This is a genomic window from Variovorax sp. CCNWLW225, from assembly GCF_037204045.1.
In the GTDB taxonomy this organism is placed as follows: Bacteria; Pseudomonadota; Gammaproteobacteria; order Burkholderiales; family Burkholderiaceae_C; genus Variovorax.
Map to the genome: position 1 here is coordinate 19,657 of NZ_JBBCBV010000003.1, position 23,073 is coordinate 42,729.

The 23,073-nt window shown below is 64.3% G+C and carries 22 protein-coding genes and 1 tRNA gene; 22 read left to right on the top strand and 1 reads right to left on the bottom strand.

Going from position 1 to position 23,073, the window contains the following annotated elements; genetic code table 11:
- Positions 1–114 precede the first annotated feature (114 nt).
- The 18 genes from V9L20_RS07800 (at position 115) to V9L20_RS07885 (ending at position 16,164) form a co-directional block, all read left to right on the top strand.
- Positions 115–199 (top strand) — tRNA-Leu (locus tag V9L20_RS07800).
- Positions 200–263: 64 nt separating this feature from the next.
- Positions 264–623, top strand: coding sequence for an NADH-quinone oxidoreductase subunit A (locus V9L20_RS07805; protein ID WP_012748607.1), 360 nt, complete (start codon positions 264–266; stop codon positions 621–623).
- Between the two features lie 15 nt (positions 624–638).
- Complete coding sequence (locus V9L20_RS07810) at positions 639–1,118, top strand: NuoB/complex I 20 kDa subunit family protein (RefSeq protein ID WP_012748606.1); 480 nt, start codon at positions 639–641, stop codon at positions 1,116–1,118.
- Positions 1,119–1,131: 13 nt separating this feature from the next.
- Positions 1,132–1,743, top strand: coding sequence for an NADH-quinone oxidoreductase subunit C (locus V9L20_RS07815; protein WP_258507957.1), 612 nt, complete (start codon positions 1,132–1,134; stop codon positions 1,741–1,743).
- Between the two features lies 1 nt (position 1,744).
- On the top strand, positions 1,745–2,998 hold the full coding sequence (locus V9L20_RS07820; protein ID WP_157614743.1) for an NADH-quinone oxidoreductase subunit D: 1,254 nt from the start codon (positions 1,745–1,747) through the stop codon (positions 2,996–2,998).
- Between the two features lie 10 nt (positions 2,999–3,008).
- A complete protein-coding gene (locus V9L20_RS07825; protein WP_337296146.1) occupies positions 3,009–3,557 on the top strand; it encodes an NADH-quinone oxidoreductase subunit NuoE family protein in 549 nt (182 codons plus the stop codon).
- A complete protein-coding gene (nuoF, locus tag V9L20_RS07830) occupies positions 3,557–4,897 on the top strand; it encodes an NADH-quinone oxidoreductase subunit NuoF (protein WP_409050471.1) in 1,341 nt (446 codons plus the stop codon). Before V9L20_RS07825 ends, nuoF begins: the two co-directional genes overlap by 1 nt.
- Positions 4,898–4,914: 17 nt before the next feature.
- Positions 4,915–7,080, top strand: coding sequence for an NADH-quinone oxidoreductase subunit NuoG (gene nuoG, locus V9L20_RS07835; protein ID WP_337296147.1), 2,166 nt, complete (start codon positions 4,915–4,917; stop codon positions 7,078–7,080).
- On the top strand, positions 7,077–8,153 hold the full coding sequence (nuoH, locus tag V9L20_RS07840; protein WP_281146864.1) for an NADH-quinone oxidoreductase subunit NuoH: 1,077 nt from the start codon (positions 7,077–7,079) through the stop codon (positions 8,151–8,153). Before nuoG ends, nuoH begins: the two co-directional genes overlap by 4 nt.
- Positions 8,154–8,170: 17 nt before the next feature.
- Entirely contained in the window at positions 8,171–8,692 is a 522-nt protein-coding gene (gene nuoI, locus V9L20_RS07845) for an NADH-quinone oxidoreductase subunit NuoI (RefSeq protein WP_055805171.1), read from the top strand.
- Between the two features lie 38 nt (positions 8,693–8,730).
- Positions 8,731–9,399, top strand: a complete 669-nt coding sequence (locus tag V9L20_RS07850; RefSeq protein ID WP_337296148.1) for an NADH-quinone oxidoreductase subunit J — start codon at positions 8,731–8,733, stop codon at positions 9,397–9,399.
- The gene (nuoK, locus tag V9L20_RS07855; protein ID WP_012748597.1) at positions 9,396–9,704 is read left to right on the top strand and encodes an NADH-quinone oxidoreductase subunit NuoK; all 309 of its coding nucleotides are present in this window, start codon (positions 9,396–9,398) and stop codon (positions 9,702–9,704) included. The genes V9L20_RS07850 and nuoK overlap by 4 nt, the downstream gene beginning before the upstream one ends.
- Before the next feature lie 7 nt (positions 9,705–9,711).
- Positions 9,712–11,751, top strand: a complete 2,040-nt coding sequence (gene nuoL / locus V9L20_RS07860; RefSeq protein ID WP_337296149.1) for an NADH-quinone oxidoreductase subunit L — start codon at positions 9,712–9,714, stop codon at positions 11,749–11,751.
- 25 nt (positions 11,752–11,776) lie between these two features.
- The gene (locus V9L20_RS07865; RefSeq protein WP_337296150.1) at positions 11,777–13,252 is read left to right on the top strand and encodes an NADH-quinone oxidoreductase subunit M; all 1,476 of its coding nucleotides are present in this window, start codon (positions 11,777–11,779) and stop codon (positions 13,250–13,252) included.
- 24 nt (positions 13,253–13,276) lie between these two features.
- Positions 13,277–14,764, top strand: a complete 1,488-nt coding sequence (gene nuoN, locus V9L20_RS07870) for an NADH-quinone oxidoreductase subunit NuoN (protein ID WP_258507935.1) — start codon at positions 13,277–13,279, stop codon at positions 14,762–14,764.
- 15 nt (positions 14,765–14,779) lie between these two features.
- Positions 14,780–15,085 carry a DUF2818 family protein gene (locus V9L20_RS07875; RefSeq protein ID WP_258507915.1) on the top strand — a complete coding sequence of 102 codons (306 nt, stop codon included), beginning with the start codon at positions 14,780–14,782 and terminating at the stop codon, positions 15,083–15,085.
- Position 15,086: 1 nt separating this feature from the next.
- Positions 15,087–15,692, top strand: a complete 606-nt coding sequence (locus V9L20_RS07880) for an NUDIX hydrolase (RefSeq protein WP_337296151.1) — start codon at positions 15,087–15,089, stop codon at positions 15,690–15,692.
- A gap of 7 nt (positions 15,693–15,699) precedes the next feature.
- A complete protein-coding gene (locus V9L20_RS07885) occupies positions 15,700–16,164 on the top strand; it encodes a DUF1178 family protein (RefSeq protein ID WP_337296152.1) in 465 nt (154 codons plus the stop codon).
- A 50-nt stretch (positions 16,165–16,214) separates the two neighbouring features.
- Here the strand turns inward: V9L20_RS07885 and V9L20_RS07890 are convergent, their stop codons facing one another.
- Positions 16,215–17,999 carry an ABC transporter transmembrane domain-containing protein gene (locus V9L20_RS07890; protein ID WP_126749719.1) on the bottom strand — a complete coding sequence of 595 codons (1,785 nt, stop codon included), beginning with the start codon at positions 17,997–17,999 and terminating at the stop codon, positions 16,215–16,217.
- Positions 18,000–18,075: 76 nt separating this feature from the next.
- Between V9L20_RS07890 and V9L20_RS07895 the strand changes: the two genes are divergently transcribed.
- Genes V9L20_RS07895 through V9L20_RS07910 form a run of 4 tightly spaced genes read left to right on the top strand, consistent with a single transcriptional unit; the run spans position 18,076 to position 23,051 of the window.
- Positions 18,076–18,612, top strand: coding sequence for a MarR family winged helix-turn-helix transcriptional regulator (locus V9L20_RS07895; RefSeq protein WP_258507912.1), 537 nt, complete (start codon positions 18,076–18,078; stop codon positions 18,610–18,612).
- Entirely contained in the window at positions 18,605–20,086 is a 1,482-nt protein-coding gene (locus V9L20_RS07900; protein ID WP_337296153.1) for an efflux transporter outer membrane subunit, read from the top strand. Before V9L20_RS07895 ends, V9L20_RS07900 begins: the two co-directional genes overlap by 8 nt.
- A 34-nt stretch (positions 20,087–20,120) precedes the next feature.
- Positions 20,121–21,458 carry an efflux RND transporter periplasmic adaptor subunit gene (locus V9L20_RS07905; RefSeq protein WP_337296154.1) on the top strand — a complete coding sequence of 446 codons (1,338 nt, stop codon included), beginning with the start codon at positions 20,121–20,123 and terminating at the stop codon, positions 21,456–21,458.
- Positions 21,459–21,485: 27 nt separating this feature from the next.
- Complete coding sequence (locus tag V9L20_RS07910; protein WP_337296155.1) at positions 21,486–23,051, top strand: DHA2 family efflux MFS transporter permease subunit; 1,566 nt, start codon at positions 21,486–21,488, stop codon at positions 23,049–23,051.
- Positions 23,052–23,073: the final 22 nt, after the last annotated feature.

The window sequence follows — 23,073 nt, forward strand, 5'->3', positions numbered from 1 at the left end:
AGTTGTTTTCATGGAGTCGCCAGTGAGAAACGGCTCCATTTCAGGGTAAACTCTAAAGCTGTTCGGAAAGCCAAACACCTTCACAGGTACCTCATGCCATCCGAACAAAAAACCGCGGTCGTGGTGAAATTGGTAGACACGCTATCTTGAGGGGGTAGTGGCGAAAGCTGTGCGAGTTCGAGTCTCGCCGACCGCACCAAATCTCACCGGCAGAAAACTCATCCAGAGCGTTTCTGCCGGTGGCAAGCGGTGAAAATCTCCCGATGAACCTCGATTCCTATCTCCCCGTCCTTTTGTTTATTTTGGTCGGTGTCGGTGTAGGTGTCGCACCGCAAGTCATCGGCTACATCCTGGGTCCCAACCGGCCCGACGCAGCGAAGAACGCTCCCTACGAGTGTGGCTTCGAGGCCTTCGAGGATGCGCGCATGAAATTCGACGTGCGCTATTACCTCGTCGCCATTCTCTTCATCCTGTTCGATCTCGAGATTGCCTTTCTCTTTCCGTGGGCCATTGCGCTCAAGGAAATCGGCGCCGTCGGCTTCTGGGCCATGATGATCTTTCTCGCCATCCTCGTCGTGGGCTTTGCCTACGAGTGGAAAAAAGGCGCGCTCGACTGGGAATGACAAGGAATCATCAAAATGGCCATTGAAGGCGTCATGAAGGAAGGCTTCGTCACCACCACCTACGACTCGGTGGTGAACTGGGCGAAGACCGGATCACTCTGGCCGATGACTTTCGGTCTGGCTTGCTGTGCCGTCGAAATGATGCACGCAGGCGCGGCCCGCTACGACATCGATCGTTTCGGCATGCTGTTCCGGCCCAGCCCCCGGCAGTCCGATCTGATGATCGTGGCCGGCACGCTGTGCAACAAGATGGCGCCCGCTCTGCGCAAGGTCTACGACCAGATGCCCGAGCCGCGCTGGGTTCTTTCCATGGGCTCCTGCGCCAACGGCGGCGGCTACTACCACTACAGCTATTCGGTGGTGCGCGGCTGCGACCGCATCGTGCCGGTGGACGTCTATGTGCCGGGTTGCCCGCCCACCGCCGAGGCCTTGCTCTACGGTGTGATCCAGCTGCAGCAGAAGATTCGCCGCACCAACACCATTGCCCGCGCCTGAGAGACTGCCGACGATGACCGACTTTGCAATATCGCCGGAGGTGCTGCGCGCCACCATCGCCGAGACCCTCGGCGCCAAGGCCAAGAGCGTGACGATCGCGCTGGGCGAGGTGACCGTGGTAGTCGGCGCTGCCGACTACATCGAGGCCGCCACGCTGCTGCGCGATGCGCCCGGCTGCCGCTTCGAGCAGCTGATCGACCTCTGCGGCATGGACTATTCCGACTACCGCGAAGGCGAGTGGCAAGGCGAGCGCTATTGCGTCGTCACGCACCTGCTTTCGGTGAGCCTCAACCAGCGCGTTCGCCTCAAGGTGTTTGCGCCGAACGAAGACCTGCCCGTGGTCGATTCGCTCCAGCCTGTGTGGAATGCCGCCACGTGGTTCGAGCGCGAAGCCTTCGACCTCTACGGCATCGTGTTCGAGGGGCATGACGACCTGCGCCGCATCCTTACCGACTACGGTTTCATCGGCCATCCGTTCCGCAAGGACTTCCCAGTGTCGGGGCACGTCGAAATGCGCTACGACGAAGAGCAGAAGCGCGTCATCTACCAGCCGGTCTCCATCGAGCCGCGGGAAATCACGCCGCGCGTGATTCGCGAAGACAACTACGGCAGCGGTTTGCACTGATATGGCCGAAATCAAGAACTACACACTCAACTTCGGTCCCCAGCATCCCGCAGCGCACGGCGTGCTGCGCCTGGTGCTCGAGCTCGACGGCGAAGTGATCCAGCGCGCCGATCCGCACATCGGCCTGCTGCACCGCGCGACCGAAAAGCTCGCCGAATCGCGCACCTTCATTCAGTCGCTGCCCTACATGGACCGCCTCGACTACGTGTCGATGATGTCCAACGAGCATGCCTACTGCCTGGCCATCGAGCGGATGATGGGCCTCGAAGTGCCGATCCGCGCGCAGTACATCCGCGTGATGTTCGCCGAGATCACCCGCCTGCTGAACCACCTCTTGTGGCTCGGCGCGCACGGTCTCGACTGCGGCGCGATGAACATGCTCATCTATTGCTTCCGTGAGCGTGAAGACCTGTTCGACATGTACGAAGCCGTGTCGGGCGCGCGCATGCACGCGGCGTACTTCCGTCCAGGCGGCGTGTACCGCGACCTGCCGGATGCAATGCCGCAGTACAAGGTCAGCAAGATCAAGAATGCGAAGGCCATCGAGAAGCTCAACGAGAACCGCCAGGGCTCGCTGCTCGACTTCATCGACGACTTCTGCAAGCGCTTCCCCAAGATGGTCGACGAGTATGAAACGCTGCTCACCGACAACCGCATCTGGAAGCAGCGCACGGTGGGCATCGGCGTGGTCACGCCGGAGCGCGCGCTGAATCTCGGCTTCACCGGCCCCATGCTGCGTGGCTCGGGCGTGGAGTGGGACCTGCGCAAGAAGCAGCCCTACGACGTCTACGACCAGATGCAGTTCGACGTGCCGGTCGGCAAGACCGGCGACTGCTACGACCGCTACCTGGTGCGCGTGGAAGAAATGCGCCAGGCCAACCGGATCATCCAGCAGTGCTCGGCATGGTTGCGCGCCAACCCCGGTCCGGTCATTACCGACAACCACAAGGTCGCCGCGCCTGCGCGCGAATCGATGAAGGCGAACATGGAGGAGCTGATCCACCATTTCAAGCTCTTCACCGAAGGCTTCCACGTGCCCGAAGGCGAGGCCTATGCCGCCGTCGAGCACCCGAAGGGCGAGTTCGGCATCTACCTGGTGAGCGACGGCGCCAACAAGCCGTACCGCCTGAAGATCCGCGCGCCCGGTTTCCCGCACCTCGCCGCCCTCGACGAAATGTCGCGCGGCCACATGATCGCCGACGCTGTCGCGGTGATCGGCACGATGGACATCGTGTTCGGCGAAATCGACAGGTGAGAAAGAGCGAATGACGACTTCCTCGACCCACCATGACACGGCGCCTACGGCGCCTTCTGCTCCTCTGAGGCCCGCGATTATCGAGCGCTTTGCGCGCGAGGTTGCCAAGTACCCTGAAGCGGGCAAGCAATCGGCCGTGATGGCCTGCCTGGCCATCGTGCAGCAGGACGAAGGCTACGTGAGCATGCAGCGCGAGCGCGAGATCGCCGAATACCTCGGCATGGCGCCCATCGCCGTGCATGAGGTCACGACCTTCTACAACATGTACAACCAGCACCCGGTGGGCAAGTTCAAGCTCAACGTGTGCACCAACCTGCCTTGCCAGCTGCGTGACGGCGTCACAGCGCTCGTTCACCTCGAGAAGAAGCTCGGCATCAAGATGGGCGAGACCACGGCCGACGGCCTGTTCACGCTGCAACAGAGCGAATGCCTGGGCGCCTGCGCCGATTCGCCCGTGATGCTGGTCAACGACCGCACCATGTGCAGCTTCATGAGCAACGAGAAGCTCGACCAGCTCATCGACGGGCTGCGTGGTTCGACCAAAGGGGAGGCCGCATGATGTCGCCCGAACAAGTGCTCCAGCAGTTCCAGGCCACGGGCGTCCAGACCTGCTTCCATGACCGCCACATCGAGCCGCAGATCTATGCCGGCCTCGACGGCACCAACTGGCGCCTGGCCGACTACGAAGCGCGCGGCGGCTACCAGGCGCTGCGCAAGATCCTCACCGAGGGCCTCACGCCCGACCAGGTGATTGCCGAAGTCAAGGCCTCGGGCCTGCGCGGCCGCGGCGGCGCGGGCTTTCCCACGGGCCTGAAGTGGAGCTTCATGCCCCGCCAGTTCCCGGGCCAGAAATACCTGGTCTGCAATTCCGACGAAGGCGAGCCGGGCACGTGCAAGGACCGCGACATCCTGCAGTTCAACCCGCACATCGTGATCGAAGGCATGGCCATCGCCGCGTATGCAATGGGCATCAGCGTGGGCTACAACTACATCCACGGCGAGATCTTCCAGAGCTACGACCGCTTCGAGGAAGCCCTCGAGGAAGCGCGCGCCGCCGGCTACCTTGGCGACGGCATCATGGGCAGCACGTACAACTTCCAGTTGCACGCGGCCCACGGTTTTGGCGCCTATATCTGCGGCGAAGAAACCGCACTGCTCGAGTCGCTCGAAGGCAAGAAGGGCCAGCCGCGCTTCAAGCCGCCGTTCCCGGCCAGCTTTGGCCTGTACGGCAAGCCGACCACCATCAACAACACCGAGACCTTCGCGGCGGTGCCCTGGATCATCCGCAACGGCGGCCAGGCCTACCTCGAGTGCGGCAAGCCGAACAACGGCGGCACCAAGATCTATTCGGTGAGCGGCGACGTCGAGCTGCCCGGCAACTACGAAGTGCCCATGGGCACGCCGTTCTCCAAGCTGCTTGAACTGGCCGGCGGTGTTCGCAAGGGCCGCACGCTCAAGGCCGTGATTCCCGGTGGATCGTCGTCGCCGGTGCTGCCGGCGTCGATCATGATGGAATGCACGATGGACTACGACTCCATCGCCAAGGCCGGCTCCATGCTGGGTTCGGGCGCGGTCATCGTCATGGACGACAGCCGTTCGATGGTCGAGTCGCTGCGGCGCCTCTCGTATTTCTATATGCACGAATCCTGCGGCCAGTGCACGCCTTGCCGCGAAGGCACGGGCTGGCTGTATCGCGTGGTGGACCGCATCCACAACGGGCAGGGCAGGGCGTCCGACATGGACCTGCTCAACTCCGTGGCAGACAACATTCAGGGCCGCACGATCTGCGCGCTCGGCGACGCGGCGGCCATGCCGGTGCGCGCCATGATCAAGCACTACCGTCACGAGTTCGAGGCCTTGATTCCGGGCTACGTCCCGAAAGCGCCTGTCCAGGCCTGAGCGCGAGAAACACATATATGGTTGAAATCGAACTCGACGGCAAGAAGGTCGAAGTGACCGAAGGCAGCATGGTGATGCATGCGGCCGACAAGGCGGGCACGTACATTCCGCACTTCTGCTATCACAAGAAGCTCAGCATTGCGGCCAACTGCCGCATGTGCCTGGTCGACGTGGAAAAGGCGCCCAAGCCGATGCCGGCCTGCGCCACGCCCGTCACGCAGGGCATGATCGTTCGCACCAAGAGCGAAAAGGCCATCAAGGCGCAGCAGTCGGTCATGGAGTTCCTCCTGATCAACCACCCGCTGGATTGCCCCATTTGCGACCAGGGCGGCGAGTGCCAACTGCAAGACCTGGCGGTGGGCTACGGTGGTTCTTCTTCGCGCTACGAAGAAGAAAAGCGCGTCGTGTTCCACAAGGACGTCGGCCCGCTGATCAGCATGGAAGAGATGAGCCGCTGCATCCATTGCACGCGCTGCGTCCGCTTCGGCCAGGAAGTGGCCGGCGTGATGGAGCTCGGCATGACCCAGCGCGGCGAGCACTCCGAAATCGAAACCTTCCTCGGCGACTCGGTCGACTCGGAACTCTCGGGCAACATGATCGACATCTGCCCGGTCGGCGCGCTCACGAGCAAGCCGTTCCGCTATAGCGCCCGCACCTGGGAGCTGTCGCGCCGCAAGTCGGTGAGCCCGCATGACTCCACCGGTGCCAACCTGATCGTCCAGGTCAAGAACAACCGCGTGATGCGCGTGGTGCCGCTCGAGAACGAAGACGTCAACGAATGCTGGATTGCCGACCGCGACCGCTTTTCGTACGAAGGGCTCAACGGCCCTGAACGCCTCACGCAGCCCATGCTCAAGCAGGGCGGCCAATGGCAGCAGGTCGACTGGCAGACCGCGCTTGAATACGTGGCCAACGGCCTCAAGCAGATCAAGGCCGACCACGGCGCGCAGAGCATCGGCACGCTGGTCAGCCCGCACAGCACGCTCGAAGAACTGCAGCTTGCCGCCATGCTCACGCGTGAGCTCGGCAGCGACAACATCGACTACCGCCTGCGCAATGCCGAATTCACGGCGTTCGAAGGCGTGCGCTGGCTCGGCACCTCGATCGCATCGCTCACGCAGCTGCAGCGTGCATTCGTGATCGGCTCGAACCTGCGCAAGGACCACCCGCTGTTCGCGCAGCGCATCCGCCAGGCCGTGCGCAAGGGCGCCGCGCTGTCGGTGCTGACCTCGTCCGACCTGATGGCCGACCGCGAAGCGTGGGCCATGAGCGTGGCGCAGGCGTCGATCGTCGATGCCGGCCAGTGGGTCGAAGTGCTCGCCGGCATTGCCGCCGCCGTGGGCCAGACCACCGGCCAGGCCGCGCCGCTCGCACCGGCAAACGCACCCGACGCCGCGGCGCAAGGCATTGCGGCTTCGCTGCTGAGCGGCGAGCGCAAGGCCATCCTGCTCGGCAACGCCGCCGCCCACCATGCGCAAGCCAGCAGCCTGCTGGCGCTTGCAAACTGGATCGGCGCGCAAACTGGCGCCACCGTCGGCTACCTGACCGAAGCCGCCAATACCGTGGGCGCGCAACTCGTCGGCGCATTCCCGAAGAACGGCGGCCTCGATGCCGGCCGCATGCTGACAGCCGGTTCCGGCCTCAAGGCCGTGGTGCTGCTCAACACCGAACCGGTGTTCGACTCCGCCGCGGGTGCCGCAGCCGCCGATGTCATCGGCAATGCGCAGATGGTCGTCACGTTGAGCCCCTTCAAGGCCAACCTCGAGTTCAGCGATGTGCTGCTGCCCATCGCGCCGTTCACCGAAACGCCCGGTACCTTCGTCAATGCCGAAGGCCGTGTGCAAAGCTTCCATGCCGTCGTCAAGCCGCAAGGCGAGACGCGCCCGGCCTGGAAGGTGCTGCGCGTGCTGGCCAACCTGCTCGGCCTGCCCGGCTTTGCTTTCGAATCGACCGCTGAAGTGCTCCGCACCATCGGCGACAACGGCGCCGTGCCCGCGGATGCGCTCCGCAACGCCACCGCCGCCAAGGCAGTGGCTGCCAGCGGCGCGGTTCCCGCACCCGCGGTGGCGAGCATCTATCAGCTCGACTCCATCGTGCGCCGCGCACCGTCGCTGCAACTCACCGCCGACGCGCGCAACGCAATGGCGGCCGCACCGGCCCGTGCCGAGGAGGCATTGGCATGATCGACGCAGTGCACGCTTTCGGCCAGGGGCTGATCAACGCCGGCTGGTGGACCTCGGCGGGTTGGCCCGTGATCTGGACGCTGATCAAGATCATCGTGGTCGTGCTTCCGCTGATGGGCGCCGTGGCCTACCTCACGCTGTGGGAACGCAAGGCCATCGGCTTCACGCAGATCCGCGTGGGCCCGAACCGCATCGGACCGCTGGGCCTGCTGCAGCCCATTGCCGACGCGCTCAAGCTGATGACCAAGGAAATCATTCTTCCGACGGTCGCCAACAAGGGCCTGTTCCTGCTGGGCCCGATCATGACCATCATGCCGGCACTCGTCGCATGGGCCGTGATTCCGTTCGGCCCCGAAATGGCGCTGGCCAACATCAATGCCGGCCTGCTGTTCGTGATGGCCATCACCTCGCTCGAGGTCTACGGCGTGATCATCGCGGGCTGGGCTTCCAACTCGAAGTACGCCTTCCTGGGCGCGCTGCGCGCCTCGGCGCAAATGGTGAGCTACGAAATCGCGATGGGCTTCTGCTTTGTCGTGGTGCTGATGGTTTCTGGCAGCCTGAACATGAGCGAGATCGTGAACGTGCAGGGCAAGGGCACCTTCGCCGAAATGGGCGTCGGCTTCCTGTCGTGGAACTGGCTGCCGCTGTTGCCGATCTTCGTCGTCTACTTCATCTCGGGCCTGGCTGAAACCAACCGCCACCCCTTCGACGTGGTCGAAGGCGAGTCCGAAATCGTGGCGGGCCACATGATCGAGTACTCGGGCATGAGCTTCGCGATGTTCTTCCTGGCCGAGTACGCCAACATGTGGCTCGTCTCGATCCTGTGCGTGGTGCTGTTCCTCGGTGGATGGCTGCCGCCGTTCGAGTTCCTGAGCTTCATTCCCGGCTGGATCTGGCTCGGCGCCAAGACCTTCTGCGTGGTCACCATGTTCCTGTGGGTTCGCTCGACGTTCCCGCGCTTCCGCTATGACCAGATCATGCGTCTGGGCTGGAAGATCTTCATTCCGGTCACGCTCGTGTGGCTGGTCGTGGTCGGCGCCTGGATGCAGACCCCGTTCAATATCTGGAAATAACTGGAAGCGCCAACATCATGTCTGCTGCGCATACCGCAACAACGTCCGCTCCGTTCTCGCTCAAGGACTTCCTGGGCAGCTTCATGCTGTTCGAACTGTTCAAGGGCCTGGCCATCACCGGCAAGTACGCTTTCGCCCGCAAGATCACGGTGCAGTTCCCGGAAGAGAAGACGCCGCTGTCGCCGCGTTTTCGCGGCCTGCATGCGCTGCGCCGCTATGAAAACGGCGAAGAGCGCTGCATTGCCTGCAAGCTCTGCGAGGCCGTGTGCCCCGCACTCGCCATCACCATCGAATCCGATGTGCGCGACGACGGCTCGCGCCGCACCACGCGCTACGACATCGACCTGACCAAGTGCATCTTCTGCGGCTTCTGCGAAGAAAGCTGCCCGGTCGATTCGATCGTCGAGACCCACATCTTCGAATACCACGGCGAAAAGCGCGGCGACCTGTACTTCACCAAGGACATGCTCCTGGCCGTGGGCGACCGCTACGAAAAAGAAATTGCAGCGAACAAGGCGGCCGACGCCAAGTACCGCTGATCCCGGCCAGCCCGAACCCCGTACCAATTCGAATTCCAATGGACGTCAAGACCGGTCTGTTCTATCTGTTTGCCGCGGTGCTGCTGTTCGCGGCCTTCCGCGTCATCACCGCCCGCAATCCCGTGTACGCGGCGCTGTACCTGGTGCTCGCCTTCTTCCAGGCGTCCGCTATCTGGCTGCTGCTGCGCGCCGAGTTCCTGGCGATTTCGCTTGTGCTCGTCTACGTGGGCGCGGTGATGGTGCTGTTCCTGTTTGTCGTGATGATGCTGGACATCAACGTGGACGGTCTGCGGCAGGGGTTCTGGAGGCACTTTCCGCTGGCCGCCGGCGTGGGTGCGCTCATTGCGCTTGAAATGGCTGCCGTGCTGATGGGCGGCTTCCGCCTGGCAGAGCCGCCGCGCGCCGGGGCTGCCGCTGCAGCCAACAGCTCCAACACGCTCGAGCTCGGCAAGCTCCTGTACTCCGAGTACCTGTACCCGCTCGAAATTGCGGCCGTCATTTTGCTCGTGGCCATCGTGGCCGCCATCGCACTCACGCTGCGTACGCGCAAGGACAGCAAGTACGTCAACCCGTCCGACCAGGTGCGCGTGAAGGCGCGCGACCGCGTGCGCATCGTGCAGATGCCGGTCACGCGCGCCGCCGAGCCGGTGGTCGAAGCACCCGCCGATGCAGGCGCAGCAGCGGCGGCAAAGGAAAACAAGGCATGACGCTCACGCTCGGACACTTTCTTTCGCTCGGCGCAATGCTCTTTGCGCTTTCGGTGATCGGCATTTTCCTGAACCGCAAGAACCTCATCGTGCTGCTGATGGCGATCGAGCTGATGCTGCTTGCGGTGAACATGAACTTCGTGGCGTTCTCGTACTACCTGGGCGACATGCACGGCCAGATCTTCGTGTTCTTCATCCTGACGGTGGCTGCGGCCGAGTCGGCAATCGGTCTCGCGCTGCTGGTCTTGTTGTTCCGCAACAAATCCAACATCAACGTAGACGAACTCAACTCGCTCAAGGGTTGAAAGCAGTATGAGCGCAACCCTTTCCGCATCCACCCTGCTGGCCGTGCCGCTGGCACCCCTGGTCGGCGCCGCCGTTGCCGGCCTGTTCGGCACGAAGTTCGGCGGCAACCACATCGGCCGCAAAGTCACGCATTCGCTGACCATCCTCGGCGTGCTGGTCGCCTTCATCATCTCGGCCATGACGCTGAAGTCGGTCGTCGTCGACGGCGCCCGCTTCAACGCGACCATCTACGAATGGATGGTGGTCGGCGGGCTGAAGATGGAAGTCGGCTTCCTGGTCGACGGCCTCACGGCCATGATGATGTGCGTGGTGACCTTCGTCTCGCTGATGGTGCACATCTACACCATCGGCTACATGGAAGAAGACGAAGGCTACAACCGCTTCTTCGCCTACATCTCGCTCTTCACCTTCTCGATGCTGATGCTCGTCATGAGCAACAACATGCTCCAGCTGTTCTTCGGCTGGGAAGCGGTGGGCCTGGTGTCGTACCTGCTGATCGGCTTCTGGTTCAACAAGCCCACGGCCATCTTCGCGAACATGAAGGCCTTCCTGGTCAACCGCGTGGGCGACTTCGGCTTCATCCTCGGCATCGGCCTGATTGCAGCCTATGCCGGCACGCTGAACTACGGCGAAGCCTTTGCCAAGGCCAACACGCTGGCCGGCATCACCTTCCCCGGCACCGAATGGATGCTGGTGACGGTGATCTGCATCTGCCTGTTCATCGGCGCCATGGGCAAGAGCGCGCAGTTCCCGCTGCACGTGTGGCTGCCCGACTCGATGGAAGGCCCGACGCCCATCTCGGCGCTGATCCACGCGGCAACCATGGTGACCGCCGGCATCTTCATGGTGGCTCGCATGTCGCCGCTGTTCGAACTCAGCGACACGGCGCTCTCGTTCATCCTGGTGATCGGTGCCATCACGGCGCTGTTCATGGGTTTCCTGGGCATCATCCAGAACGACATCAAGCGCGTGGTCGCGTACTCGACGCTCTCGCAGCTCGGCTACATGACGGTGGCGCTCGGCGCGTCGGCCTATTCGGTCGCGGTGTTCCACCTGATGACGCACGCCTTCTTCAAGGCGCTGCTGTTCCTGGGCGCGGGCTCGGTGATCATCGGCATGCACCACAACCAGGACATCCGCTGGATGGGCGGCGTGCGCAAGTACATGCCCATCACCTGGATCACCTCGCTGCTGGGGTCGCTTGCACTGATCGGCACGCCGTTCTTCTCGGGCTTCTACTCGAAGGACAGCATCATCGAGGCGGTGCACGAAAGCCACCTGTGGGGGGCGCAGTTTGCCTACTACGCCGTGCTGGCCGGCGTGTTCGTCACGGCGTTCTACTCGTTCCGCATGTACTTCCTGGTGTTCCACGGCAAGGAGCGCTACGACCAGAACCCTGACGCACACCACGACGACCATGCCGCGCATGGCGACGATCACGGCCATGGCCACCACGACGACCACAAGCCGCACGAGTCTCCGATGGTGGTGTGGCTGCCACTGGTGCTGCTGGCCATTCCGTCCGTGGTGATCGGCTTCATGACGATCCAGCCGATGCTTTTCGGCGAGTTCTTCAAGGACGCAATCTTCGTGGACGCCGCCAAGCACCATGCCATGAAGGAACTCGGCGAAGCGTTCCACGGCCCGGTGGCCATGGCTATCCACGGCTTGCAGACGGCGCCGTTCTGGCTGGCTCTGGCAGGCGTGGTTGTTTCGTACCTCATGTACATGCAGTTCCCGGCGGTGCCGACTGCGATCAAGCGCGCCTTCGGCCCGGTCTATCGCCTGCTCGACAACAAGTACTACCTCGACTGGATCAACGAGAACGTCATCGCCCGCGGTGCGCGTGCCCTTGGCACCGGCCTGTGGAAGGGTGGCGACCAGGCGCTGATCGACGGTGCCGTGGTCAATGGTTCGTGGAAGGTCGTCGGCCGCATCTCCGGTGTGGTGCGGTGGCTGCAGTCGGGCTACATCTATCACTACGCCTTTGCGATGCTGCTCGGCATCTTCATCCTGATGACGTACTTCGTCTGGTTCAAACGCTGAGCCCGAACGCTGGAGAAAAAGAAAAATGGGTTTGTTGAGCCTTGCCATCTGGGTGCCGATCGCATTCGGTACCGCGCTGCTGGCGTTTGGGCGTGACGAGAACGCCAGGGGCGTGCGCTGGGTCGCACTGGTCGGCGCGATCGTCAGCTTCCTGGTCACGGTGCCGCTTTACACGGGCTTCCAGAACGGCACTGCCGCAATGCAGTTCGTCGAGAAGACGAGCTGGATTGCGCGCTTCAACGTCAACTATCACCTCGGTGTCGACGGCTTGTCGCTCTGGCTGGTGCTGCTGACCTCGTTCATCACCGTGGTGGTCGTGATCTCAGCCTGGGAAGTGATTACCGAGCGCGTCAACCAGTACATGGGCGCGTTCCTGATTCTTTCGGGCTTCATGATCGGCGTGTTCGCCGCGCTCGACGGCGTGCTTTTCTACGTGTTCTTCGAAGCCACGCTGATCCCGATGTACCTGATCATCGGCATCTGGGGCGGTCCGAACAAGATCTACGCGGCGTTCAAGTTCTTCATCTACACCTTGCTCGGCTCGCTGCTGATGCTGGTGGCGTTGATCTACCTGTACAACAAGTCGGGCGGCAGCTTCGACATCCTGAGCTGGCACAAGCTGCCGCTGGACTCGAAGGCGCAGACCTTCCTGTTCTTCGCGTTCTTCGCCGCCTTTGCCGTCAAGGTGCCGATGTGGCCGGTTCACACCTGGCTGCCCGACGTGCACGTCGAGGCGCCGACCGGCGGCTCGGCCGTGCTGGCGGCCATCATGCTGAAGCTCGGCGCCTATGGCTTCCTGCGCTTCTCGATGCCGATTGCTCCCGACGCCTCGCACGAATGGGCCTGGCTCATGATCGCGCTGTCGCTCATCGCGGTGATCTACGTCGGCCTGGTGGCGCTGGTGCAGGAAGACATGAAGAAGCTCGTGGCTTATTCGTCGGTCGCGCACATGGGCTTCGTGACGCTCGGCTTCTTCATCTTCAACGAGCTGGGCGTGTCCGGCGGCATCGTGCAGATGATTGCGCACGGTTTCGTCTCGGGCGCCATGTTCCTGGGCATCGGCGTGCTCTACGACCGCGTGCATTCGCGCCAGATTGCCGACTACGGCGGCGTGGTGAACACCATGCCCAAGTTTGCCGCGTTCGCATTGCTGTTCGCGATGGCCAATTGCGGCCTGCCGGGCACCGCCGGTTTCGTGGGCGAGTGGATGGTCATCCTGGGTGCGGTCAAGTACAACTTCTGGATCGGCCTGGGTTCCGCAACGGCGTTGATCTTCGGCGCTGCCTACACCCTCTGGATGTACAAGCGGGTGTACCTCGGCCCGGTCGGCAACGACCATGTCAAGGAGCTTGCCGACATCAATGCCCGCGAGTTCCTGATGCTCTCGCTGCTGGCCATTGCCGTGCTGTGGATGGGCATCTATCCGAAGCCGTTCACCGATGTGATGGATGTTTCCGTGACGGAGCTCCTGCGCCATGTGGCAACGTCGAAACTGCCTTGATTCCACGCTGAAGAAGAGAACGAGATGATTGACAAACTCAGCTGGGTCGCGATCTACCCCGAAATCGTGCTGCTGGTCATGGCCTGCATCATTGCGCTGGTCGACCTGTCGACCACCAGCCCCCGCCGCACGCGCACCTACATCCTGACGCTGCTCACGCTGGCCGTGGTGGCCGTGCTGACCGGCATGGCCGCCAACGACGGCAAGACGATCTACGGCTTTGGCGGCATGGTCGTGAGCGACCCCATGGGCAACTGGCTCAAGTGCTTTGCCACGGTTGCGCTGATGGTCACGCTGGTCTACGGCCGCCCTTACGCGGCAGACCGCGACATGCTGCGCGGCGGCGAACTGTTCACCATCAGCATGTTCGCGCTGCTGGGCATGTTCGTGATGATCTCGGGCAGCAACTTCCTCCTGATCTACCTGGGTCTCGAGCTGCTCACCTTGTCCAGCTACGCGCTGGTGGCGCTGCGCCGCGACAACGCGGTCGCCAGCGAAGCCGCCATGAAGTACTTCGTGCTCGGCGCCATGGCCAGCGGCTTTTTGCTCTACGGCCTTTCGATGCTCTACGGCGCCACCGGCTCGCTCGACGTGAACGAGGTGTTCAAGATCATCGCCAGCGGCAAGGTGAACCATCAGGTGCTGGTGTTCGGCCTGGTGTTCATCGTGGCGGGCCTGGCCTTCAAGGTGGGCGCGGCGCCTTTCCACATGTGGGTGCCCGACGTGTACCAGGGCGCTCCGACGGCGGTCACTCTGCTGATTGGCGCGGCGCCCGAGCTGGCTGCCTTCGCCATCATCATCCGCCTGCTGGTGGAAGGGCTGCTGCCGCTGGCCATCGACTGGCAGCAGATGCTGGCCCTGCTGGCCATTGCCTCGCTGCTGGTGGGCAACCTGGCCGCCATTGCGCAGACCAACCTCAAGCGCATGCTGGCCTACTCGACCATTGCGCAAATGGGCTTCATGCTGCTGGGCCTGGTGGCGGGCGTGGTCAACGGCAACACCTACAACGCGCAGTTCGCATACAGCGCGTCGATGTTCTACATCGTGACCTACGTGCTGACCACGCTGGCTAGCTTCGGCATCATTCTGCTGCTGGCACGCGAAGGCTTCGAAAGCGAAGAGATCACCGACCTGGCCGGCCTGAACCAGCGCAGCCCGCTGTATGCCGGCGTGATGGCCATTGCGATGTTCTCGCTCGCGGGCCTGCCGCCGCTGGTCGGGTTCTACGCCAAGCTTGCGGTGCTCCAGGCGCTGATCGCGTCGGGCCAGGCGATCTACATCGGTCTTGCGGTGTTCGCGGTGATCATGTCGCTGATCGGCGCCTTCTACTACCTGCGCGTGGTCAAGGTCATGTACTTCGATGCGCCGGTAACCGCCAGCACCGTGTCTGCGCCGCGCGACGTGCGTGCCGTGCTCTCCGTCAATGGCTTGCTCATTCTCGTGCTGGGCATCGTTCCCGGCGGCCTCATGACGCTGTGCGCCAAGGCGATCGTGGCCACGCTGGCCAACTGATCGCGGTTGCCCACGGTGTCGCAAACCGCGTCGGTCTGGGTCGTTCTGCTGGTGGCGCTGGTGGCGGCCAACTTGCCGTTCCTCAATGAGCGGTTGTTCGGCTTCGTGCCGCTGGCCACGCAACCCAAGCCGCTCGCGGTGCGGCTCGCCGAACTGGTGGTGCTGTACTTCGTGGCCGGCGGCGTCGGCCTGCTGTTCGAGAGCCGGGCAGGGCAGATTGCCCCGCAGGGCTGGGAGTTCTACGCCGTGACCGGTGCTCTCTTCATCGTGCTGGCCTTTCCCGGTTTCACCTGGCGCTACCTGATGAAACATAGGCACTGACATGACCGATCCCGCCATCGATTCGCACCTGAAGGAAGAACGCACGGCCAGCGAGGTTCTGCTCAAGGGCAATTTCCTCCAGGTCTGCCGCGACACCGTGCGGCTGCCCGACGGCCACACCGCCACGCGCGAATACGTGATTCATCCGGGCGCGGTGGTGGTGGTTCCTCTTCTGGACGACGGCCGTGTGGTGCTGGAGCGGCAATACCGCTATCCGGTCGGGCACGTGATGGTCGAGTTTCCGGCCGGCAAGCTCGACGCGGGCGAAGATCCGCTCGTTTGCGGCCAGCGCGAACTGCTCGAGGAAACCGGCTACACCGCTCGTGAGTGGGCCTATGCCGGCGCCATGCACCTGGCGGTGGCGTATTCCACCGAGATCATCCACATCTACTTTGCGCGCGGCCTTTCGCTCGGCACACGCCAGCTCGACCACGGCGAATTCCTCGACGTGTTCACGGCCACGCCGCAAGAAGTGGCCGAGTGGTGCCGCGAAGGCAAGATCACCGACGCCAAGTCGCTCACTTGCACGCTCTGGCTGCAGAACGTCCTTTCGGGCACATGGGCACTCGATTGGCAGGGTACCGCTTCGCAAGGCGGCGCGGGATAATCCGCGCATGAAGGTTCTCGATCTCCGCTGCTCGCACGGCCACGGCTTCGAAGGCTGGTTTGCGTCCAACGAAGCTTTTGAAAGTCAACTCGCCGGAGGCCTGGTGGAATGCCCGGTCTGTGCCGACACGCGCATCGTCAAGCTGTTGAGCGCACCGCGCCTCAACCTGGGCAATGCCAAGGCGCCCGCAGAGGCCGCCGCATCGCCGGCACCAGCAGCATCGTCAGCCCAGGTGCCCGCCGAATCGTCTCCCGAAGCGCGCTGGATGCGCGCCGTCCGCGAGGTTCTCGCAAAGACCGAGGACGTCGGCGACCGCTTCGCCGACGAGGCGCGCAAGATGCACTACGGCGAAACCGAAGAGCGGGGTATCCGCGGCCAGGCAACGCGCGAGCAGACCGAAGCGCTGCTCGACGAGGGCATTCCCGTCATGCCGCTGCCGATTCCCGCGGCGCTCAAGGAAACGCTGCAATAGGCCGCGTCTCTGCCGCGTCTCTGCTGCGGACTTGCCGCAGCAACACCAGGTCAAGCAGTGAACTGAAGCGCAGCCAGGCGGGCATACACCCCGCCTTGCGCCACCAGCGTGGCATGCGTCCCTTGTTCCACGATGCCGCCATGATCGAGAACGATGATGCGATCGGCCTTTTGCACCGTGGCGAGCCTGTGCGCAATGACCAGCGTGGTGCGGCCTTCCATGGCCGATTCGAGTGCGGCCTGCACCATGCGCTCGCTCTCCGCGTCGAGCGCACTCGTGGCTTCGTCTAGCAACAGGAGCGGCGGGTTCTTGAGAATGGCGCGCGCAATCGCAATGCGCTGTCGCTGTCCGCCCGACAGGCGAACCCCGCGTTCGCCCAGGAAAGTGTCGTACCCCTCGGGCAGCGCTTGCAAAAAGTCGTGTGCAAAGGCCGCACGCGCGGCCGCATGCACCTCGTCAGCCGTCGCTTCCGGGCGGCCATAGCGAATGTTCTCGAACGCACTGGCCGAGAAGATCACCGCGTCTTGCGGCACCAGGCCAATGCGTGTGCGCAGGTCCGGCAAGGCCAATGAAGCGAGCGGCGCGCCGTCGAGCAGCAGCCGGCCCGACTGCGGATCGTAGTAGCGCAGCAGCAGCTGGAACACCGTGCTCTTGCCTGCGCCGCTCGAACCCACCAGGGCCACCGTTTCGCCCGGAGCAATGTCCAGGCTGAAATCTTTCAGGGCCGGCGTGCCGGGCCTCGACGGGTAGTGGAAAGTGACCGCCTCGAACTTGACGGCGCTGCCCGCCACCGGAACCGGCGCGGCCGCGGGATTCGCCGGCGAGACGATGGCCGCCGGCGCGTGCAGCAGTTCCATCAGGCGCTCGGTGGCGCCCGCCGCCCGCAGCAGGTCGCCGTAGACCTCGCCGAGCACGGCGGTCGCGCTTGCAAGAATGGCGACGTAGACGACCGTCTGGCCGAGGTGCCCGGCCGTGATGTCGCCGCGCAGCACGGCTTGCGTACCCTGGTACAGGCCCCAGAGCAGCGCCGCCGATGTGGCGATGATGATGAAGGCCACCAGCACCGAGCGTGCCTTGGTGCGCCGCACGGCGGTTCTGAAGGCGTTCTCGGTCGACGCATTGAAGCGGCCGGCTTCGCGCGCTTCGGCGGTGTAGCTTTGCACCACCGGAATCGCATTGAGCACCTCCGCCGCAATGGCGCTCGAATCGGCCACGCGGTCCTGGCTGGCGCGCGAGAGCTTGCGCACCCGCCGGCCGAACCACATGCTCGGCAGCACCACCAAAACCAAAATGCCCAGCACCTGCACCATCACATAAGGGTTGGTCCAGATCAGCACCGCCAGCGCGCCCACGCCCATCACGGCGTTGCGCAGTCCCATGCTCAGCGACGAGCCCACCACCGTCTGTACCAGTGTGGTGTCGGCCGTGAGGCGCGACAGCACTTCGCCGGTCTGCGTCGTCTCGAAGAATGCCGGGCTCTGGCGCAGCACGTGGCCGTACACCGCGTTGCGCAAATCGGCCGTCACGCGCTCGCCGAGCCAGCTCACCGTATAGAAGCGTGCCGCCGAGAACAGGCCCAGCGCCACGGCCACGGCGAAGAGGGCGCCGAAATGTTCGCGCAGCGCCATGGTCTGCGCACCCTTGTCGGAGCTGACCAGTCCGCCGTCGATCAGGCTTCTTAGCGCCAGCGGAAACACCAGGGTGGTGACGGCAGCCATCACCAGAAAAATGCCCGCCAGGACGATCTGCACGCGGTAGGGCCGAAGAAAAGGGCTCAGGCCCGACAGCGATCGGGGCGAGCCCTTGGCCGGTGAGGACAGGGGGGAAGAAGCCATGGCGCGGATTCTACCGACCCTTGCCTTCACAAAAGCAGTCTTGACAATAATTGCCGAGGCAACTAATATTCAGGCCATGAGCGATACAGACACTCCGCAAGTCCCGCCGGCTTCTGGCGGCGCCGAGCGCCGGCCCGCCGACTTCTATCGCGCCGAGACCTACCAGGCGGAAGAGAGCATCGGCTACCTCATGCGCCGCATCCTGAGTGCGGTGGCGCAGGCGGTCGAAACCCGCATGTGCGAGCCCGGCAGCCCGACTTTTCCGCAATGGCTGCCGCTGTACAAGCTGCACATCGGTGCCGCGACCACGGTGGCCGAACTTGCCCGCGCCTGCGAGCTCGACACCGGCGCCATGACGCGCCTGCTCGACCGGCTCGAGGCCAAGGGCCTGTGCCGCCGCGTGCGGTCGCTCGAAGACCGGCGCGTGGTGAACATCGAACTCACCGAAGAAGGCCGCGCCGCCGCCAAGGAAGTGCCATACGTGCTCAGCCGCGTGCAGAACGAACACCTGGCGGGTTTCACCAAAGAGGAATGGGAGCAACTCAAGGGCTATCTGCGCCGCATTCTCGACAACGCGCAGGCCCTTGCAGCCCGTGGAGAAAAAAATGACTGATTCTTTCGCCGCCCGCACCGTGCGGCGCACCCCCGTCATGGCCGCCGCACTGCTGGTGGTCGCACTGGCCGGCTGTGCCGACATGGCCGGCATCGGTTCGCATGCCAAGCTGCGCGACACGTCGTCGCTCGGCATTGCCCCGGACACCAGCGCCGCGGTTGTGCCCAGTGTCGACAGCCAATGGTGGCGGGCATTCGGCGACGCGCAACTCAACACGCTGGTCGACCAGGCGGTGGCCGGCAATCCCAACCTCCAGGTGGCACGTGCACGCCTTGCGCGCGCGCAGGCCTCCGCGGACATTGCCGAGTCGGCCCTGAAGCCCAAGGTGAACGGTGAGCTCGACCTGAACCGCCAGAAGTTCAACAGCAACTACATCTATCCCGCACCGCTCGGCGGCTCGACCCAGAACATCGGCCTGCTGCAACTCGGCGCGAGCTGGGAGCTCGACTTCTTCGGCAAGAACCGCACTGCGCTCGATGCCGCCATCGGCGCCGCCAATGCAGCCGCGGCCGATGCCGACGCAGCCCGCGTGCTGCTGGCCAGCAACGTGGCGCGCAGCTACTTTCAATGGGCCCGATTGAACGAGCAGCTCGGCGTGGCCCAGCGCACGCTGGCCCAGCGCGATGAAACGCTCAAGCTCGTGCGCGACCGCGTGTCCGCCGGCCTCGACACTCGCCTCGAGTTGCGCCAAAGCGAAGGCGGCCTGCCCGAGGCACGCCAGCAGATCGAAGCGCTCAAGGAGCAGATTGCGCTGCAGCAGCACGCGCTCGACGCACTCGTGGGCCAGCCCAACCTGTCCGCGTCGCTCAAGCCGCCGATGCTCGAAGCGGTCAAGCCCATCGCGCTGCAGGCCAACATTCCGGCCGACCTGCTCGGCCGCCGCGCCGACATTGCGGCCGCGCGTTGGCGCGTCGAGGCTGCCACGAGCGACGTGGCCAATGCAAAGACGCAGTTCTATCCCAACGTGAACCTCACGGCCTTCGTGGGCTTCCAGAGCCTGGGCTTCGGCAAGCTGCTCAAGTCGGGCAGCGAGCAGTGGGGCGTGGGCCCCGCCATCCACCTGCCGATCTTCGAAGGCGGCCAGCTGCGTGCCAACCTGCGCGGCAAGGCGGCCGATCTCGATGCGGCCATCGAGAGCTACAACGCCACCGTGATCGACGCGGTGCGCGATGCAGCCGACCAGGTATCGAGCGCACAGTCGATCGCGCGCCAGCAGGCCGAACAGCGCGACGCGCAGACCGCGGCCGAAGGTGCCTACGACATTGCCGTGCAGCGCTATCGCGCCGGCCTTGGCAACTACCTCAACGTGCTGACCGCGGAAACCGCCGTGCTCGCACAACGCCGGCTCGCCGTCGACCTTGCCGCGCGTGCACTCGACACGCAGGTGGGCCTGGCGCGCGCCCTCGGCGGCGGCTGGCAAGCACCAGCCACGACCACGGCCAATGCGCCGGCTTCATCCGCCGCACTGAACTGAACCGACTTTTCTCGTCTTCGGAAAGAACTTCATCATGAGCGATAACAACACTCCGACGCCCGCTGCCACTGCAGCATCCGCAACGCCTGAAGCCCCCGCCGGCAACGGCAAGCGCCGCCGCGCACTCACCGCGCTTGCCGCGGTGGTCATCGTCGCCGGCGGCGGCTGGGGCCTCTACGAATGGCTGGTTGCCAGCCACTACGAGAACACCGACAACGCCTACGTGCAGGGCAACGTGATCCAGATCACGCCGCAGATCGGCGGCACCGTCATGGCCATCAACGCCGACGACACCGACTTCGTGAAGGCCGGCCAGCCGCTGGTGCAGCTGGACCCCGCCGATGCGAAGGTGGCGCTTGAACAGGCCGAGGCCGCGCTCGCGCAAGCGGTGCGCCAGGTGCGCACGCTGTACGCCAACAACGGCTCGCTCGCGGCGCAGGTCAGCTTGCGCCAGGCCGACATCGTCAAGGCGCAGAGCGACATCGCCAAGGCGCAGGACGACCTGCAGCGCCGCCGGGCGCTGTCGGGCAACGGCGCGGTCTCGAAGGAAGAACTCAACCACGCCGAAACCGCGCTCGACAACGCCAAGAGCCAACTCGCGGCGGCGCAGGCCGGCGTGGTGGCCGCGCGCGAACAGCTTGCAAGCAACCAGTCGCTGACCGAAGGCACCAGCGTGGCCCAGCACCCGAGCGTGCAGGCCGCCGCCGCCAAGGTGCGCGAGGCCTACCTCGCCACGCAGCGCGTGGCCATGCCCGCGCCCGTGGACGGCTACGTTGCCAAGCGCACGGTGCAGCTCGGCCAACGCGTGGCGGCCGGCACGCCGATGATGTCGATCGTGCCGCTCAACCAGCTGTGGGTCGACGCCAACTTCAAGGAAGTGCAGCTGCGCAACATCCGCATCGACCAGCCCGTGAAGCTCACCGCCGACGTGTACGGCAAGAAGGTCGAGTACACCGGCAAGGTCGCGGGCCTGGGCGTGGGCACTGGCAGTGCATTCGCGCTGCTGCCCGCGCAAAACGCCACCGGCAACTGGATCAAGGTGGTGCAGCGCGTGCCCGTGCGCATTGCGCTCGACCCCGAGCAACTCAAGGCCAACCCGCTGCGCATCGGCCTTTCGATGGACGCGGAGATCGACATCACGCAAAAGGGCGGCAAGATGCTGGCCGATGCACCGCGCGCCACGGCCATTTCGCAGACCCAGGTCTACAGCAAGCTCGACGACGGTGCCAATGCAGAGGTCGATCGCATCGTGGCCGCCAACCTCGGCCGCAGCGCTCCCGCCGCCGCCGCGCAGCCCGCGGGCCGTGCCGCAGCAACGTCCGCAACCGCAGGCAACGCGGGCCACACGGCATCGCAGTCGCACCCCGGCTGATCGGCGCCGGTCTTCAAGGCAAAGCCAATGGCCACTGCTGCCGCTCCCGCTTACGTAGCGCCGCCGCCGCTCGAGGGCTCCGCCCGCGTGTGGGGGACCATCGCGCTCTCTGCGGCAACGTTCATGAACGTGCTCGATTCGTCGATCGCGAACGTGTCGCTGCCGGCCATCTCGGGCGACCTGGGGGTGAGCACCACCCAGGGCACCTGGGTCATCACAAGCTTCGCTGTGGCCAACGCCATTGCGGTGCCGCTCACGGGTTTCATGACCCAGCGCTTCGGCCAGGTGCGCCTGTTCATGGCGAGCGTGATCCTCTTCATGATCAGCTCGCTGCTCTGCGGGTTGGCGCCCAACATGACCATGCTGATCGCGTTCCGCGCGCTGCAGGGTTTCGTCGCGGGCCCGATGATCCCGTTGTCGCAGACGCTGCTGCTGTCGAGCTATCCGCGCGCCAAGGCCGGCCTGGCCATGGCCATGTGGTCGATGACCACGCTGGTGGCGCCTGTGATGGGGCCGCTCCTTGGCGGCTGGATCACCGACAACATCTCATGGCCGTGGATCTTCTACATCAACATTCCCGTGGGCATTGTTGCGGCGGCCATCACGTGGGCGCTTTACCGCGACCGTGAAAGCACCACGCGCAAGGTACCCATCGACGCCATCGGCCTCGCGCTGCTGGTGCTGTGGGTCGGCGCGATGCAGCTCATGCTCGACAAGGGCAAGGAGCTCGACTGGTTCCATTCGCCCGAGATCATCACGATGGCCGTCGTGGCCGTGGTCGGCTTCGCGTTCTTCCTGATCTGGGAGCTGACCGACAAGCACCCGGTGGTCGACCTTTCGCTGTTCAAGCGGCGCAACTTCTGGTCGGGTGCGGTAGCCACCGCGGTGGCCTACGGGCTGTTCTTCGGCAATGTGGTGCTGCTGCCGCTATGGCTTCAGCAGTGGATGGGCTACACCGCCACGCAGGCCGGCATGATCATGGCGCCCGTGGGGCTATTGGCCATCTTCTTCTCGCCGGTGGTGGGGCTCACGGTGTCCAAGATCGATCCGCGCCGCTACGCGACCTTCTCGTTCCTGGTGTTTGCGCTGGTGCTGTGGATGCGGTCGAACTTCAACACGCAGGCCGACTTCGTGACGATCATCATCCCGACCATCATCCAGGGCATTGCGATGGCGTTCTTCTTCATTCCGCTGGTGACCATCACGCTCTCGGGCCTTACGCCCGACCGCATTCCGGCGGCATCGGGGTTGTCGAACTTCCTGCGCATTACCGCGGGCGCCATGGGCACTTCGATCACCACCACGCTGTGGGAGAACCGCGCGGCGCTGCATCACTCGCAACTGGCCGAATCGGTGAACCTGGGCAATGGCGCTGCGACCAGCGCGATGAACGGCTTGGCAAGCAGCGGCTTGAACAGCGAACAGGTGCTGGGCCAGATCAACAGGCTGGTCGACCAGCAGTCGTTCATGCTGGCTGCGAACGACATCTTCTATGCGTCGGCCATTTTGTTTCTGCTGCTGATCCCGCTGGTGTGGCTGGCACGGCCGCAAAAGGGCGGTGCGGGCGGCGATGCCGCGGCAGGCGCGCACTAGGCCTTCAGGCAAAGTCGCGAAG

Bases quoted from the DNA above. Each gene is read 5' to 3' on its own strand.
- V9L20_RS07805 (WP_012748607.1), top strand. From the start codon at position 264: ATGAACCTCGATTCCTATCTCCCCGTCCTTTTGTTTATTTTGGTCGGT.
- V9L20_RS07810 (WP_012748606.1), top strand. From the start codon at position 639: ATGGCCATTGAAGGCGTCATGAAGGAAGGCTTCGTCACCACCACCTAC.
- V9L20_RS07815 (WP_258507957.1), top strand. From the start codon at position 1,132: ATGACCGACTTTGCAATATCGCCGGAGGTGCTGCGCGCCACCATCGCC.
- V9L20_RS07820 (WP_157614743.1), top strand. From the start codon at position 1,745: ATGGCCGAAATCAAGAACTACACACTCAACTTCGGTCCCCAGCATCCC.
- V9L20_RS07825 (WP_337296146.1), top strand. From the start codon at position 3,009: ATGACGACTTCCTCGACCCACCATGACACGGCGCCTACGGCGCCTTCT.
- nuoF (WP_409050471.1), top strand. From the start codon at position 3,557: ATGTCGCCCGAACAAGTGCTCCAGCAGTTCCAGGCCACGGGCGTCCAG.
- nuoG (WP_337296147.1), top strand. From the start codon at position 4,915: ATGGTTGAAATCGAACTCGACGGCAAGAAGGTCGAAGTGACCGAAGGC.
- nuoH (WP_281146864.1), top strand. From the start codon at position 7,077: ATGATCGACGCAGTGCACGCTTTCGGCCAGGGGCTGATCAACGCCGGC.
- nuoI (WP_055805171.1), top strand. From the start codon at position 8,171: ATGTCTGCTGCGCATACCGCAACAACGTCCGCTCCGTTCTCGCTCAAG.
- V9L20_RS07850 (WP_337296148.1), top strand. From the start codon at position 8,731: ATGGACGTCAAGACCGGTCTGTTCTATCTGTTTGCCGCGGTGCTGCTG.
- nuoK (WP_012748597.1), top strand. From the start codon at position 9,396: ATGACGCTCACGCTCGGACACTTTCTTTCGCTCGGCGCAATGCTCTTT.
- nuoL (WP_337296149.1), top strand. From the start codon at position 9,712: ATGAGCGCAACCCTTTCCGCATCCACCCTGCTGGCCGTGCCGCTGGCA.
- V9L20_RS07865 (WP_337296150.1), top strand. From the start codon at position 11,777: ATGGGTTTGTTGAGCCTTGCCATCTGGGTGCCGATCGCATTCGGTACC.
- nuoN (WP_258507935.1), top strand. From the start codon at position 13,277: ATGATTGACAAACTCAGCTGGGTCGCGATCTACCCCGAAATCGTGCTG.
- V9L20_RS07880 (WP_337296151.1), top strand. From the start codon at position 15,087: ATGACCGATCCCGCCATCGATTCGCACCTGAAGGAAGAACGCACGGCC.
- V9L20_RS07885 (WP_337296152.1), top strand. From the start codon at position 15,700: ATGAAGGTTCTCGATCTCCGCTGCTCGCACGGCCACGGCTTCGAAGGC.
- V9L20_RS07890 (WP_126749719.1), bottom strand. From the start codon at position 17,999: ATGGCTTCTTCCCCCCTGTCCTCACCGGCCAAGGGCTCGCCCCGATCG.
- V9L20_RS07895 (WP_258507912.1), top strand. From the start codon at position 18,076: ATGAGCGATACAGACACTCCGCAAGTCCCGCCGGCTTCTGGCGGCGCC.
- V9L20_RS07900 (WP_337296153.1), top strand. From the start codon at position 18,605: ATGACTGATTCTTTCGCCGCCCGCACCGTGCGGCGCACCCCCGTCATG.
- V9L20_RS07905 (WP_337296154.1), top strand. From the start codon at position 20,121: ATGAGCGATAACAACACTCCGACGCCCGCTGCCACTGCAGCATCCGCA.
- V9L20_RS07910 (WP_337296155.1), top strand. From the start codon at position 21,486: ATGGCCACTGCTGCCGCTCCCGCTTACGTAGCGCCGCCGCCGCTCGAG.